The 15144-nt window shown below is 54.5% G+C and carries 12 protein-coding genes and 3 tRNA genes; 12 read left to right on the top strand and 3 right to left on the bottom strand.

The window, feature by feature from the left end; genetic code table 11:
* Positions 1 to 120 precede the first annotated feature (120 nt).
* The 12 genes from K7H21_RS12290 (at position 121) to K7H21_RS12340 (ending at position 13820) form a co-directional block, all read left to right on the top strand.
* A complete protein-coding gene (locus tag K7H21_RS12290; protein WP_142983062.1) occupies positions 121 to 1329 on the top strand; it encodes a hypothetical protein in 1209 nt (402 codons plus the stop codon).
* Positions 1326 to 4808: an ImcF-related family protein gene (locus tag K7H21_RS12295; protein WP_223035812.1), complete on the top strand. Its 3483-nt coding sequence runs from the start codon at positions 1326 to 1328 to the stop codon at positions 4806 to 4808. The genes K7H21_RS12290 and K7H21_RS12295 overlap by 4 nt, the downstream gene beginning before the upstream one ends.
* Positions 4808 to 6409 carry a type VI secretion system protein TssA gene (gene tssA, locus K7H21_RS12300; RefSeq protein WP_223035813.1) on the top strand — a complete coding sequence of 534 codons (1602 nt, stop codon included), beginning with the start codon at positions 4808 to 4810 and terminating at the stop codon, positions 6407 to 6409. Before K7H21_RS12295 ends, tssA begins: the two co-directional genes overlap by 1 nt.
* Before the next feature lie 30 nt (positions 6410 to 6439).
* Entirely contained in the window at positions 6440 to 7528 is a 1089-nt protein-coding gene (locus K7H21_RS12305) for a polymorphic toxin type 44 domain-containing protein (RefSeq protein WP_223035814.1), read from the top strand.
* Complete coding sequence (locus tag K7H21_RS12310) at positions 7525 to 8001, top strand: hypothetical protein (protein WP_223035815.1); 477 nt, start codon at positions 7525 to 7527, stop codon at positions 7999 to 8001. Before K7H21_RS12305 ends, K7H21_RS12310 begins: the two co-directional genes overlap by 4 nt.
* Before the next feature lie 83 nt (positions 8002 to 8084).
* Positions 8085 to 9839 (top strand): type VI secretion system baseplate subunit TssF, encoded by a 1755-nt coding sequence (gene tssF / locus K7H21_RS12315; RefSeq protein ID WP_223035816.1) that lies wholly within the window; start codon positions 8085 to 8087, stop codon positions 9837 to 9839.
* A complete protein-coding gene (gene tssG, locus K7H21_RS12320; protein ID WP_223035817.1) occupies positions 9803 to 10888 on the top strand; it encodes a type VI secretion system baseplate subunit TssG in 1086 nt (361 codons plus the stop codon). Before tssF ends, tssG begins: the two co-directional genes overlap by 37 nt.
* Positions 10866 to 11411 carry a type VI secretion system lipoprotein TssJ gene (gene tssJ, locus K7H21_RS12325; RefSeq protein ID WP_142983055.1) on the top strand — a complete coding sequence of 182 codons (546 nt, stop codon included), beginning with the start codon at positions 10866 to 10868 and terminating at the stop codon, positions 11409 to 11411. The genes tssG and tssJ overlap by 23 nt, the downstream gene beginning before the upstream one ends.
* The gene (gene tssE, locus K7H21_RS12330) at positions 11411 to 11866 is read left to right on the top strand and encodes a type VI secretion system baseplate subunit TssE (protein WP_223035818.1); all 456 of its coding nucleotides are present in this window, start codon (positions 11411 to 11413) and stop codon (positions 11864 to 11866) included. Before tssJ ends, tssE begins: the two co-directional genes overlap by 1 nt.
* A gap of 22 nt (positions 11867 to 11888) precedes the next feature.
* Entirely contained in the window at positions 11889 to 12362 is a 474-nt protein-coding gene (locus K7H21_RS12335) for a hypothetical protein (RefSeq protein WP_223035819.1), read from the top strand.
* Between the two features lie 54 nt (positions 12363 to 12416).
* Complete coding sequence (locus K7H21_RS28975; RefSeq protein ID WP_228751076.1) at positions 12417 to 12608, top strand: type VI secretion system ImpA family N-terminal domain-containing protein; 192 nt, start codon at positions 12417 to 12419, stop codon at positions 12606 to 12608.
* Positions 12609 to 12677: 69 nt separating this feature from the next.
* Positions 12678 to 13820 (top strand): VasL domain-containing protein, encoded by a 1143-nt coding sequence (locus tag K7H21_RS12340; RefSeq protein ID WP_228751077.1) that lies wholly within the window; start codon positions 12678 to 12680, stop codon positions 13818 to 13820.
* A gap of 870 nt (positions 13821 to 14690) precedes the next feature.
* Here K7H21_RS12340 and K7H21_RS12345 read toward each other — a convergent pair.
* The 3 genes from K7H21_RS12345 to K7H21_RS12355 all read right to left on the bottom strand — a co-directional run bounded on the left by K7H21_RS12345 (position 14691) and on the right by K7H21_RS12355 (position 14939).
* Positions 14691 to 14767, bottom strand: a tRNA-Val gene (locus tag K7H21_RS12345).
* Positions 14768 to 14781: 14 nt separating this feature from the next.
* Positions 14782 to 14858, bottom strand: a tRNA-Val gene (locus tag K7H21_RS12350).
* 4 nt (positions 14859 to 14862) lie between these two features.
* Positions 14863 to 14939: transfer RNA gene (locus K7H21_RS12355), tRNA-Val, on the bottom strand.
* Positions 14940 to 15144: the final 205 nt, after the last annotated feature.

Raw genomic sequence — 15144 nt, forward strand, 5'->3', positions numbered from 1 at the left:
CCTTCATTAAAATAATGAACTTTTTTTGAATGTGACTTTTCATGTGGTTTTAAGTAAATTATGACCTCGCCTCATCTTTACCCAAAGCCAATTTAGCCAATCAGTAATATGAGAGAATGAATGTTATATACACTTAAACATTTGCCAGAATGCTACCCCAGACCTAAACCTCTGAAACTTTCTCGTTGGCTTATTTCTCTGGTTGCCATGCTTTCGGTCAGTGTTATATTAATGCGTATATTTGGGCGTTATGTTGAAAATCTGTATTTTTGGAAGATTGCTTTAGGTGTGCCTATTGTTTTGTGGAGTGTTCCGTTTACTTCTTGTCTGCTTCTGTGGGCATTGCAGGATAGCAAAGCAAATGCTTTCGATAAACGGCGAGAACAATGGATTCTTCGAGAAACCCGTAAGGCACGTCGTGCACTGCAGGTGCTGAATGCAACATTCATTACCGGGCACTCATCAGTTGCTCAGAAAGATACAGCTATTGCGATGCAAAATAACAATAGCATTATTTTTTCGCAGGTCGACCGGGATGGTAATGAAAGCTCCAGGATGAGCCAAATTTCTTCTAGCCCGCAGGACTCGCTAAAATTCGTGATAACGAATATTTTTTCGCAGTTGATTGCTGGCATTCCTTTCGCACATATCCCTAACAAAGTACCACTGGTCATATTTTTTGATATAACAACATCGCTGCCTCTGGAGAGTATTCGCCATTACTGGGATGAAACCTGGCAAAAAAGCAATATTACTCTTCCTGTTGAATATGGTGAGGGGAGTGGGCTCAGTGTAATCGACCGTTGGTTGAATGAACGTATTAAAGATAAAGCAATGCTATTGATTGTGGGTCTCCAGTTAAAGCCTGCCGAATCTGACAACACAGCTGAAGCCGGTGTAGCACTACTTCTTGGCAACCGCATGACCCAGGAAGCACTCGAACCTCTCGCGTTGCTCCACCGGCCAGATGCAGCTCCACCCGGTGAGCTGAGGGAGGGGATGACCATGGCTGCCTGGAACGTCCCGCTCAAAGAAAACATCGTCAAAAATTTATGGCTTGCCGGGCTGACGGGTGAGCAGCGTGCAGAAGTTATCGCGTGCCAGAATGCGCACCCTGCGCAATCTGTAGAGGACGAAGCCGTCATTTCGCTCGATACATCTATGGGACATGCCGGTGCCGCGGCCCCCTGGCTGGCTATCGCTGCCGCCACCGAAATCGCCCGACAAACTCAGTTACCACAGATGATTATCTGCGGTGATACCACACAGAATGTGCTGTGGAGCACGCTCATTACCCCGATTGCTTCCCGACAGGAGATGGATCCGTGAAGCTACCCTTAGCACCGAAGACTACGGAAGGCCGCTATCTTGCTGTCGCATTGATTTTCTTTTTGCTGTTGGCCGTTATGACGTTCATGGTCTGGAAGCACCCGGATATAGCCGGGATTGAAGACGGAAGTCAGCAGCAAATTCACTGGCTCATCGCCGGCGGATGTATTTCAGGATCTGCCCTTATCGTATCGATGTTTCTCCTGGCGGCGGTACGCAGTGCCGGTAAACAGGAGTTTAGTGCGCTTGTCGACAATACCAACGGTGATGATGAGAAAAAGAAACGGGAAAATGATAAAGCACCTGTTCACCCTGCGGTGGCCATGTGTAACAAGATTCGAAAGCATCTCCGTTCCCGTATTGGCCTTTACTGGCGTCGTAAAACCCGTCTGTTGTTAATCACTGGCGATGAGGCAGCAATCGAACTGCTGGTTCCCGGCCTGCAGGAAAACCAGTGGCTTGAAGGTAACCGTACCGTTCTGATTTACGGCGGCAGTCTGACTGCTGAGCCCGATAAGGAAAAATACGCCGCGCTGCGTAAACTGCGTCGCGGGCGACCACTGGACGGTATTGTCCGCGTCATGCCGCAGTCGCTTAATCTTACGCCTCAAATCAGCGACAACGATTTACGCGGTCTGGAAAAAATTAGTGAACTGCTCCGTTATTCCACGCCGGTCTGGCTGTGGCAGTTGTGCGACAGCAAGTGGTCGCAGGCAAAACGCACTGAACAGACGGTAGGGGCCAGTTTCCCACTGCGTGCCAGGCCTGACGATATTACCTGCCAGCTTGAGCTGATGCTGCCGGCCCTGCGAATGCAGGGCGTGAGTCAGGTCGCTGAGAACAACGGTCACGACTTCCTGCTGCGCCTGGGCCAGCACCTTAAAGACGGCGATATCACTCGCTGGGCTCAGCAACTGGTGCCATGGCTGTCTGCCTCACAGCAGCGCGTTCCGCTGCGTGGCCTGATGTTTAGCCTGCCTGAGCATAAACCTGCTGATACGCCAGAGGGTGCAACTGGTGCTTCATCTGCCGACCCTGAGAAATATATCCCCGAATCACAACACCATGCGCTGACCCTGCCGGTAACCTGGCGGGGGATTGTTGACGACTGCACCCGCGTGCGTGGCCGTCGTGTCGTTATGGCGTGGGAGCAGACGCTTGTCTGGACGCTGATGGCCATCATCGGTGTCTGGGGCGCAGGCATGCTGCTTTCCTTTACCCTGAACTACAGTCAGATTTCCTTTGTGGCAAGCAAAGCCCATGATCTCGTTGAGCACCCTTCGGTATCCGACTATCAGCTGACGGCCCTGCACGCCTTGCGCAATGATGCTGGCCGCCTGCAGCACCACATTCAGCACGGCGCGCCCTGGTATCAACGTTTTGGTCTGGATCATAACCAGCAACTGCTTGATGCGATGCTGCCCTGGTATGGCGTGGCGAACAACCGCCTGATCCGCGATCCGGCAAATACTGCCCTGACGCAGAAGCTCATCACACTGGCAAACTCAGCGCCAAATAGCGACCAGCGTGCACAGCTGGCGAAGCCGGGCTATGGCCAGCTGAAAGCCTGGCTGATGATGGCCCGCCCGGATAAAGTTGACGGTGCGTTTTACGCTCAGACCATGAAAGCCGTGCAGCCGACGCGGATGGGCATTTCAACCGGCCTGTGGCAAAGCCTGTCGCCGGATCTATGGGCTTTCTCCATCTCCGAACTGCCAACGCAGCCGCAGTGGGTCATTACCACGGATACGCAACTGGTCAGCCAGAGCCGTCAGGTACTGTTGCAGCAGATTGGCCGCCGTAACGCCGAAAGCACTCTCTATGAAAACATGCTCAAATCCGTGCGACGCAACTTTGCCGATGTGTCTCTGGAAGACATGACCAGCGGAACGGATGCCCGGCGACTGTTCACCACTGAGGAGGTTGTGCCGGGCATGTTCACCCGCCAGGCATGGGAAGGGGGTATTCAGCAGGCCATTGAGAAGGCTGCTAACTCCCGCCGGGATGAAATCGACTGGGTGCTAAGTGATTCCCATAAGGCAGTATCCGCTGACCTGTCGCCGGAAGCCCTGAAAGCACGTCTGACGCAACGTTACTTCACCGACTTTGCCGGTAGCTGGCTGAGCTTTCTCAACAGCCTGCGGCTTAACCCGTCAAACAATATTGCTGACGTGACCGACCAACTGACGCTGATGAGTGATGTCCGCCAGTCGCCACTGATTGCCCTGATGAATACCCTCGCCTGGCAGGGGCAGACCGGTCAGCAAAGCGAAGGCCTTTCGGATTCCATCATCAAATCGGCTAAAGATCTCGTCGGCGGAAAAGACAAACCTGTGATTGACCAGTCTGCGTCAGGGCCGCAGGGGCCGCTCGATGGAACCTTTGGCCCGTTGCTTCAGCTTCTGGGTAAAAACAAAGGCAGCAACGTCATGTCGGCTGACACCTCACTGAGCCTGCAGACGTATCTGACCCGGATCACCCGTGTGCGCCTGCGCTTGCAACAGGTGGCCAGCGCCTCTGATCCGCAGGAGATGATGCAGACCTTGGCCCAGACCGTATTCCAGGGTAAAAGCGTTGATCTGACCGACACCCAGCAATACGGCAGTCTGATTTCGGCAAGCCTTGGCGAGGAGTGGAGCGGGTTTGGCAGCACGATGTTTGTGCAGCCACTGACCCAGGCCTGGGAGACCGTGCTTCAGCCGTCGGCGGCGAGCCTGAATGACAAATGGAGCCGGTCCGTGGTGGCGAACTGGCACACCGCCTTTGACGGGCGTTTCCCGTTTGCAGAAAGTAAAAGCGATGCCTCTCTGCCGATGCTGGCTGAATTTGTGCGTAAGGACAGCGGGCGCATTGAGCGCTTCCTGACGACGGAACTCAGCGGTGTGCTGCACAAAGAGGGCAGCCAGTGGGTGCCGGATAAGGTCAACAGCCAGGGCCTGAGCTTTAACCCGTCCTTCCTGCGGGCCATTAACCAGCTGAGCCAGCTGTCGGACATTCTGTTTACCGATGGCAGCCAGGGCATCACTTTTGAGCTTCAGGCGCGTCCTGTACCGCAGGTAGTGGAGACACAGCTGACCATTGATGGACAAAAGCTGCATTACTTCAACCAGATGGCCGACTGGCAAAGCTTCCGCTGGCCGGGAGAGACTTACAGGCCGGGAACCATGCTGACCTGGACCACTGTCAACGCCGGTGCGCGTCTGTTCGGGGATTACAGCGGGACCTGGGGCTTTATTCGCTGGCTGGATCAGGGCCAGCGCCAGCAGCTTGACCGCAGCCAGTGGATGATGAGTTTTACCGCGCCGGATGGCCGTACCCTGCAGTGGGTGCTGCGTTCACAGCTGGGCAGCGGGCCGCTGGCGTTACTGGCACTGCGTGACTTCACGCTGCCGGATCAGATATTCAGCGTCGACAGCGCGGCCACGGCGCAGGCGCTGATGACCCGTACGGAAGACAGTGATATGGACGGAACCGAATAGTGGATATTTTGCAGAATCTGGTTGCCGCCTGTCAGGCGGATGAAACTCTGCTTCGCCAGCAGGCGCAGGCACGCATGGAAAACTGGCAGCCCTGGCTTGCCCCGGTCAGCGTGACCTGTCCGGCGGGTGAAGACCCGGGATATGACGATGATTTCCAGCGTATCCGGGAAGAGGTCAATAAGCTTTCCGGCATTGATACCGGGCTGATATGCACGCTTGCTGAAAAACTGCTGACCACCACAGCCAAAGATATCCGGATTGCCACCTGTTACTGCTGGGCACGTCTGCACCAGGACGGCGAAACCGGCTTTGCCGAAGGGCTTGAACTGCTGGCGGGATTGCTGCAGCGCCATGGTGTTCAGCTTCATCCACAGCGCGGGCGGAGCCGTAAACTGGCGCTGGAGTGGCTCGCAGGCTCCCGCGTTCTGGACAGCCTGTCACTCTGGCCGGAAGTAGTACGCGACGATGCCCTACGCACTGCCGGTGCGCTGCTGCTTATTCGCGATAGTCTGGAGACCGAGCCGGAAGCGTCACGGCCAGAATTGAATACCCTGTACAACGCGCTGGAGTCTCGCCTGATGAAGGCCGGTGGCGTGGATGCCGTGGTACCGCAGAACGCCGGTAATAAAGCTCAGACACAGACCTCCACACATACGACCGAGTCAGACGCGCCAGTGCTGAGCCGCATTACGTCCGGTCAGGATTTGCTTTCCCAAGCCCGAACCCTGACGGAGTATCTGCGTGAACAACCCGATGGCTGGCTTGCCGCACACCGGCTGATGAAAATCCTGCGCCATGACACGCTGAGAACGATTCCCGCGCCGGATGCCGAAGGAAAAACGCGCATCGCGCCGCCGCGGGCAGACGAGCGGGCCATGCTCAAACGTCTGTACCTGCAGCAGAGCTGGCCGGAGATACTGGACCAGGCGGACAGCACTTTCTCGCGTGGCGCCAATCACCTCTGGTTGGATTTGCAGTGGTATATCCATCAGGCCCTGGTGAAGTCAGGGCAGGGCGTGCTGGCCGACATCATCAGCGCCGATCTGAAAGGGCTGCTGAGCCGCCTCACCGGGCTTGAAACACTGGCCTTTAATGACGGTACGCCGTTTGCCGATGAGGTCACGCTGAACTGGATAAACCAGAGCGTGCTGGACGATATAGCTGGCTGGCGGGATGAGCCGGTCAGTGCCGACAGTGGGGATAATAACGATATTCTGGCTCTTGAGCCGGAAGCGCTGGAGAAGGCGGACACAGACGGCCTGGATGCCACACTCCACTGGCTGCAGACGCGTCCGGGCACTGACACCACAAAAGACAAATGGTTGCTGCGTCTGCTGATGGCCCGGGTGGCGGAGCAGAAGGGCAGGAATGAACTGGCGCTGCATCTGCTGGCTGAGCTCGATGGTACAGCGCAGACAATCACACTCATGCAGTGGACACCGGCACTGCTGTTTGAAGTGAAATCGCGTCGCCTCAGACTTCTGCGCATGAAAGCCACACGCAGTGAAACCGATAAATCACGACTTCAGCCCGAGATGGATTTGCTTCTGTCCGGTCTGATTGCGCTCGATCCGGCAAGCAGTGCAGTGCTTTGCGGATAACCTGGACTGAATTCAGCTAAAGGGAAAAATATGGCAGCAGAAGGCTTTTACCTGGTGCAGGGTGACAAAACAACCTGCGGCGGGAGAATTACCACAGGTGCAGAGGATCACACCCTGTTTAATAAACCGGTTGCCCGGGAACAGGACAGCGTGACCTGTGGAAAACATCCGGGGCTATACAGGATAGCCGGTGGCATCGACAACGATACCATACACGGCAGGCGAATGGCCGGAACCCTCGACAGCTACAGCACCTGTCCGTGCAAGGCTAAGTTTATTCCGTCGATGATGGAGGATACGTATGAGAAGAGTGGCAGGAGTGCTAATTCTGCAGGGGAGACAACGGCAGCTACAGCACTTTCATCGGCATCTTCGCTTGCAACTTCACCGGCAACTACTCCACCAGTAACGACCACCGGGCAGTCGTCGGATCTTAAGAGTAAGCCGCATTGTCAGCATACTGATGGCGCGATAAAGGTTGCTGACTATATACTCAAAGAAATTAAGACGAATGTCAGAAACCAGACTGCAGAAACAATCAGATATTTAATCGACGAGGATACTTTACAACAAAGGCGTGCCGAGTGGAATAAGCTCTCTTTTTACGCAAAGCTGGCTCAATATCCAAAACCTGATTTACCTGCTGCAATGGCTGTCTGGTATCAGACAGTAAAAACGGGTTCTACTTGGGATCACAAACCGAAGATTCGCGACAGATTTTCGTCGGTTGCAGTTGCGCGACCATTACCCAGAAAAGGGAAACCGTCAAGGTCTTATTACCACAAGTTCAAACAGCATGATTATTTTTATGATGTTTGGTCAAACATACATTATGGCTATGTTGGCCTTAGTGTCGGCTTTTCAGAATCATTGCTCTCAAAAGGTTCTACCTGGGAACAAAATATGACGCCTGGAGCGATTGGTGACGATACGGTGGACGACGTTACGAGTATGAAAATCGGTTTTGCTCTGTTCCATCAACACGGGAAATATGCAGACAGTTTGACTGTGATTAATATACTTGACGCGCTCGATCAAACACCTGATGTGCTACTACCTCACTCAAAGGAAAAACACTGGTGCTGGAATACAGATAATCCAGATAAGATTGAGGAATGATTGTGAAAAAGAAAAAACTTCTGGGTTACATTGTATTCTTTTCGGGATTGTTGGTGCTTATTGTTCACGCCTTCCCGATACGACCTTTCGTTACGATTACAAATAATACTAACAAACCTCTTTTCATATATGCTGGTGAGAGTATCTATGACGTCGACCCCGAACCTGAAGAAATTGAGCGAATTGTAAGGTCAAAACCTAAAATCATAGCTCCAGGTGAGATAAGTCAATTTACTGCTTCATTTATATCTCTGATTAGAAAAGACGCAGCAATCGATATTGGTTGGAGAATCGGTGGTCAATATGAATATAATTCAACTGGTGGTGGAGGTCAGAATTTCATTCTTTCCTCAACAGCAGGTGCGTGTTCTGTGTCGATCAAAGTAAACGATGGGTTTAATAATGAGGTTCTGGAGAATGCTTCTGGTGATTTGTGTTTTAAAAAAATAAAAGCATTCAAGTACAAATATTGATCTATGACCTATTTTCTTGGAAATGTCTGTTTAACGTTAAAATTTCCAGTGTTTAATAAATGATAAGAAATTAATATAAATATATGGATGATTTAACCCTGCGTTATTACGACGCTGAAATGCGCTATCTGCTAGAAGCCGGTGAAGAGTTTGCCCGTGCTCACCCCGAGCAGGCGGCAATGCTCAATCTCGATAAAGCGGGCGCACGCGACCCGTATGTGGAGCGCCTGTTTGAGGGCTTTGCCTTCCTGATGGGGCGGCTTCGGGAGAAGCTCGATGACGATCTGCCGGAGCTGACCGAAGGGCTGGTCAGCCTGTTGTGGCCGCATTACCTGCGCACCATTCCGTCGATGTCGGTGGTGGAGTTCACCCCTGACTGGCGTGAGATGAAAGAGCTGATGCGTATCGTCAAAGGCTTCGAAGTTAACTCACGACCCATCGGCGAGAAAGGGACTCGCTGCCGGTACACCACCACCAGAGAGATAACCCTTCAGCCGCTGGCGCTGGAGCAGGCCCGCCTGTCGACTGACCCTGACGGGCGTTCGGTCATTAGCCTGCGTTTTAACTGCAGCCTCCTGGCCGACTGGAGCCGTGTCGATCTCAGCCAGATCCCGTTTTACTTCAATGCTGACGCACCGCTGGCCTGCGCCATGCATGAAGCCTTTACCATGAACACGGCCCGTCTCTGGCTGCGGATGCCAGGTGACATGGACAGAAGACCGCTCGACGGGTATTTCACTGCACTGGGTTTCGGCGATGACGATGACCTGTGGCCGAAGGAAAGTAGCAGCTTTAGCGGTTATCAGCTGTTGCTGGAGTACTTCACCTTCCGTGAGAAATTCATGTTCACAGGGCTGCGTGGGCTGGAGACCGTACTCTTTCCGGCTGAGCTCTCCTGGTTTGAAATCGACGTGGTGCTGGCAGAGCGTTGGGAGCATGATTTCAGCTTTACCGAAAAGCATCTGCGCCTGAACTGTGTGCCGGTGATTAACCTGTTCCCGCTGGAATCCGATCCGCTGACGCTCAATTCCCTGCAGACCGAATACATGCTGCGCCCGATGCGCGTGCAGGATGGCCATACCGAGATATACGCGGTGGATTCGGTGATGTCATCAAGCCAGCATACCTACGTGCCATTTTCAAGCTTCCGCCACAAGGGCGGAATGATGCGCCATGAAGCCCCGGAATATTACTACCACACCCGCGTGCGCCGTGGCCCGTCGGGGTTGCATAACACCTGGCTTATCCTCGGCGGGGAAGCGTTTGATAACCACATGGTGCCGGAGGATGAAAGCCTGTCGCTGACGCTAACCGGCACCAATGGCCAATTACCTCGCAGAGCGTTGCAAAGTACCGTGCTCGATACGGTAATGAAAACCACTTCAGCCAGTATCGCCGTGCGTAACCTGTGTGCGCCGACATTGCCCTGTTATCCGCCAGCGCAGGACCGTTTCCACTGGCGCGTGCTGAGTCATCTCGGCAGCGGATTCCTGTCGATGATGGATAATGCCGATGTGCTGCGCGGTACCCTGGCGCTGTACGAATGGACCGACTGCGAGGTAAACCGCCGTCGCCTGGAAGCCATTATTGACGTGAAGCACAGTGAGACCGAACGCTTTGAGCAGGGCTACCTGGTGCGCGGTGTGCAGATTGAGGTGACCCTGGACAGTCACGGCTTTGCCGGGCGCGGCGATATCTGCCTGTTCGGCGAGATGCTGAGCCGCTTCTTTGCGCTCTACACCGACATCTATCTGTTTAACCGCCTGATTATCATCCTGCAACCGACCGGAGAGCGCCTGGAATGGGAAGAGAAGCACAACCGCCGCATTCCCGGCTGAGCCCGCGGCTGGCAGCCGACCTGCACCGCATGAATTTTTATCGCTTCTGTCAGTTGCTGGAGAGGAGGGAGCCGGGCAGACCGCTGATGGGCTCGACCAGCCATCCGGCGGATGACCCGGTGCGGTTTGCGCCGCACCCGGGGATGGGTTTCCCGGCGACCGAGCTGAAGGCTGTCGAATATGACGAGGATGATGACAGCAGACCACCGCTTATCCGTACGACCTTTATGGGGATGTACGGTGTTGATTCCCCCTTACCAACGGCGTACCTCGATGACATCACCCAGCGTCGGGAAGGACATGAGGCGCTGCAGGGATTTCTGGATATCTTCAGCCACCGCATCCTGACGCAGTTTTATCGCATCTGGCGGAAATACTCTTACCCGGCCACCTTTGAGCCCGGCGGCACCGACAGCATTTCGCAGTCATTGCTGGGTCTGGTGGGGCTGGGTATTCCGGGCACCGCAGAGCACATCGCCACTCCGGTATCGCGCTTTCTGTCGCTGCTGGGCGTACTCCAGCAGCCAGGCAAAACTCAGGAGGGGATGCAGGCGCTGGTGAGCCTGCTGGCACCTGACACGACGGTGCAGGTGAGCCCGTATTGCCTGCGGCCGGTGGAGGTCAGTCAGCCGCTGGGCTTTTACGGTGATGACGATTTTCTTCTGGATGGCAACACGCCGCTGGGTGAAGAAGCTATAGATGCTAACAGTCAGTTGCTGATTGCCCTGTCCACCGATAACGAACAGGAATCGCAGGGCTGGAAACCGGATGGTCTGCTGTATCAGGACTTTCTGGTGATGCTGCGGGTGTATCTGGGCTGGCGCTTTAAGGCAAAAATCACCCTGACCACCGCCACCCGTCTGCTGGCCGCACCGCCGCTCGGCGAAGGCCCCTTCTGGCTGGGGATGAATGGCGTTCTGGGCGCGGATGGCGAAGACCTCCCGGATGATATCCCGCAGACCTTTACGACGGAACTGGGCTATTACACCGGCCTGCAGCCCGCAACACCACAACAAGGAAACCGACGTGTTACGTACAAGTTTGATTAAACCCGCGTGCTGGCTGCCTGCACTGCTGTCGTTCAGCCTGACGGGCTGTGGGGTGACGCAGGGCGTCGCAGAGGGTACCAAATCGGTCTATACCGCGGTGTTTTACAAGAAAATTAAAGTGCTCCATCTGGATTTTACAGCCCGTGAAGCACTGAACACCGATGCGCGCGAGAGTAACTCACTCTCCGAGCCGGTGGTGGTCCGAATTTACCAGCTGAAAGACCGCAAAGCATTCGACAAAACGGTCTACCAGCAGCTCCTCAAGGATGGCGACACGATCCTGAAAGCCGACCTGTTGGCGACCCGGGATGTCGTGATGAAACCTGGCGGCGATGCGAACCTCGATATGCCAATGGAAGCGGGCGCGAAATTTGTCGCGGTGGTCGGTCTCTTCCGCCATCCCGATATGGTTAACAACACCTGGAAACAGGTTCTTAGACGTGAAGATCTCGAGCCGGATAAACCCCGCATTCTGGAAGCCGGAAATAACTACCTGACGTTACAGCCACTGAAGGATGACTGATGCCACAAGGACACAACACGCCATCGCTGTATGACATGCTGAGCGGTAATTTCTCTGGTGGCCTAAGCCTCAGCCAAGTCAGTGAGCAGAACCAGGTGATTTTATCTGTACTCGATAACATGCAGCGGGTGCTCAACTGTCGCGCCGGTACGCTGGCGCATCTGCCTGATTATGGCCTGCCGGACATGACCACAATTCTGCAGGGGATGCCGGGTACAGCCCATGAATTGATGGAGACCCTGTCGTCTGTACTGCTGAAGTATGAGCCGCGTCTTAAGAAAATCGATGTGGTTCTGCTTGAGCAGGACATTCCTGGTGAACTGCGCTATGCCATAGATGCCGAGCTGAAAGGCATCGGCCTGGTACGCTATGGCACGGAATTTATGCCTGAAGGTCGCGTGCTGATACGTCACCTCAAGCAGCAACAGTATCTTGACGCACAGACCCGCCTCTAATCTCCTGACGGACAATGAAAGCATGTCGGCAAAAGCCCGTTTTTTGAAGAAGTTGCAGGAACAACACCCACGCAGTACAGCCTTTGACACGAAAGCCGAAGCGGATATCGCGGCATTTCGTCAGCGGATAAGCCTGCTTCATGAATCTATGGATGAGTGGCTTGCCGGTACAGAGATTCGTACTGAAGCCACCGCGACTTCCCTGATTGAATTTCTGATTGGCGGCGCCACGTTTTCGGTTCCGGGTATTGCTTTGCACTATGCACAGCGGAGTATCCGGTTTACCCCCATTTTTCTGTACGGGCAGGGCGTAACCGGCTGTATTGAGGTCTGCCTGACTGCAGATAGCAAAATCCGTCCCCTGTACCGACTGTTTATGCGCAGTGGTGAGCAGGATAACTGGACCTGGTGCCCGGCAGGGACGCAGAGCGGAAAACCTGCCCGGTTTGATGAAGAGGCGTTCTTTACGATGATCGCGCCTTTACTCCCTGAGTAACCACTACACCTGATTTTGAGCCTGGCTCGCATTTATGCCCATGGACAAACAAACATGCATGACGAACAACCCCGCCAGGTGAGAACCGGCGGCGATCCGCGTTCACTGCCTCAGTTTACGGCGCTGCGCGATGAGATGAGCAAACTGACGCACCCGGCACGTCCGGACGTCGACTGGAAGCAGGTGGAAAACCTGTCGCACTCCCTGTTTGAAATCAACGGTGTTGAGCTGCAGACCGGTGCCTGATATACCCTTGCCCGCAGCCAGCTGGCGCAGGTCAGAGGGCTTAACGAAGGGCTCGCCATCCTGACCTCGATGCTGAGCTACCAGTGGGCTCAGTTCTGGCCGCAGCCGGTGCAGGTCCGGGCTGACATTCTGAGTGGACTTTTTCAGCGCCTGCAGAAACTTTTCCGCACCTGGTCACTGCAGCCTGCGGATCTCTCTGTCCTGGAGCATGCCGAAAAGCAACTGCAGGCGCTGGACGATATTCTGAAGCGTCAGGAACTCAGACACGCCTGTAACCCTGCATCCCTGATAGAGCAATTTCGCAATACTTTAAGTCGCCTGGAGAACTGTCCTCAGCAGGAGGAAACCTGCAAGAGTACTGTTTTGCCTGAGCAGGCATTGCTGAGACGTGATGACGCGGCGCCACCGGCCAGCCAGCTGGTCTATGTCATCCATAAGGAGCCTGAGGTCAGGGGGCGGGTGCAGGAAATGCCACGGGTCAAACCCAAACGATGGCCCGTCTTTGTGGCTGGCATGGCGACCTCACTGGTGCTGGGCGCAGCTACTGCCTTTGGATGGCAGGTTCTGCATCAGCCGGATGACGCCACAAATACCCTGGCCGCCTCCGTTGCCCCGCTGCCTGAACCCATGACTACCCCGCAAATCGATGCCTTCAGGAAGACGGATAACAGCCGGACAGACTCTGCCATGTGGCTTGAGCGAATAACGCACCAGGTCAACGGGATCATGAACCAGTCGCCGGGATGGCGGCTTCACTATGGGCAGGGGCTGGTTTCGCAGGCAAAAGCCCTGTGGCCAGACGACCCGGCAACCCGTGAGCTGGTAAAACGCTGGGAGCAGTATCAGCAGGCACGCACGCTGCCCGCCAGCAAGCTCAAGGGCTGGAATGAGGGCATGGCGCAACTTTGGGCGCTGTCGGCAAGGCTCGATGCGCTGGATCATCAGAAAGGTAAATATCTGACGGGCAGCGAGCTGAAGACGATGGTCTGGCAAATTACCCGTTCGTTTGCCAGTGCAGTGCCGGCTGAAGAGCAGCTGCGGCAACTGGTTAGCGAACCGGGGGTGGTTAACGCCCCAGGAGTCAGTATTGAGGAAGCCTCACGTCATCTGGATTCGTTGAGCCACATGCTGGGACAGGTGTCGAACCAAGGTGGGGATGCTCATTCAGAAACAGACCCGGGTGCCAGTGATCCCGGCACATTCCGTCGTTAAGCAAAAAATCCCGTTTGTTAGGGAGCAGGAAGTAAACAGGGAGTCGATCTGATGACAGGTAAAGCGCAAAACCGGCGAAATCATCTGTCCCCATGGACGATTAAAAGATATTCAGTCTGTTGAACACCACTATGGGCGACTTCCGACAGAGGAGATCGCTATAAAACTGGGGCGAAGCACGGGTGCCGTGAGGCGAATAGCGCATAAATCCGGGGTGGGTAAACCGGCTTCCCGGCTCTGGACTGAAGACGAACAGTCGCTGATCCTCCTGCATTACCATAAGGGACCGGATTTTCTACAGACACTGTTGCCCGGCAGAACAACGCAGGCAATTCACTCACAAGCCGTCTGGGCGTAACGGTCAGTAACTGGAGCAATCAGGAACGTCAGTTTTTAAAAGACCATCACGACATCATGCCTGTCAGGAAGAACGTTTACATACTCGGCAGGAGTCCCGAGGAAGTAAGACGGATGGTTTATGACATGAAGCTGGGGAAAAAAGCGAGAAGGCCTGCGAAACACTGGACCGGACAGGAAATGGCAATACTGCGCGCGCACTCGAATCAGGAAGCATGGATTGTCCGTGCCCAGCCTTTGTTGCCGGGGCGAACGGCAGCCGCCATTAAGCTCCAGGCGGCCAGGCTGGTGCTCAGATTTCGCAACCGCCCATCCCGTAAGACACCGCCTCAGCCCTGGAGTGAGGGAGAGCTCAGCCTGTTAAAAAAGCATCAGAATGCGTCGATTAGCGAATTGCTTGAATTATTCCCGGGGTGCACGAAATACGCCATTGAACACAGGCGATTAGTTTAAGCCAGCAACGTCATTGGGTATCAGGAAATAAAATTCATGAATTACAGCAGGATAACTGATTGGTGCGTCTGAATGGACTCGAACCATCGACCCCCACCATGTCAAGGTGGTGCTCTAACCAACTGAGCTACAGACGCATCTAAAAGAAAGGTGGTGCGTTTAATTGGACTCGAACCAACGACCCCCACCATGTCAAGGTGGTGCTCTAACCAACTGAGCTATAAACGCATTATGGTGCGTTCAATTGGACTCGAACCAACGACCCCCACCATGTCAAGGTGGTGCTCTAACCAACTGAGCTATGAACGCATGTTGCAGCAGCAACGGGGACGCATATTAGCGGGAGGGAGGGGTTGTGGCAAGAGGCAAACGTCACTTTTCTTCCAGTTTTCTCACGATCGCAGAAGTTTTATCCATATTGGTTATATTTTACTGATGCAAAAGAATATTTCTTCACCAGCACGGGAAAACGGCGCTGAATCAGCGCCGTTGGATACCGACTTCGCTTTCGCGA

Origin of the sequence: Klebsiella sp. CTHL.F3a (assembly GCF_019890895.1) — a bacterium.
In the GTDB taxonomy this organism is placed as follows: domain Bacteria; phylum Pseudomonadota; class Gammaproteobacteria; order Enterobacterales; family Enterobacteriaceae; genus Klebsiella; species Klebsiella grimontii.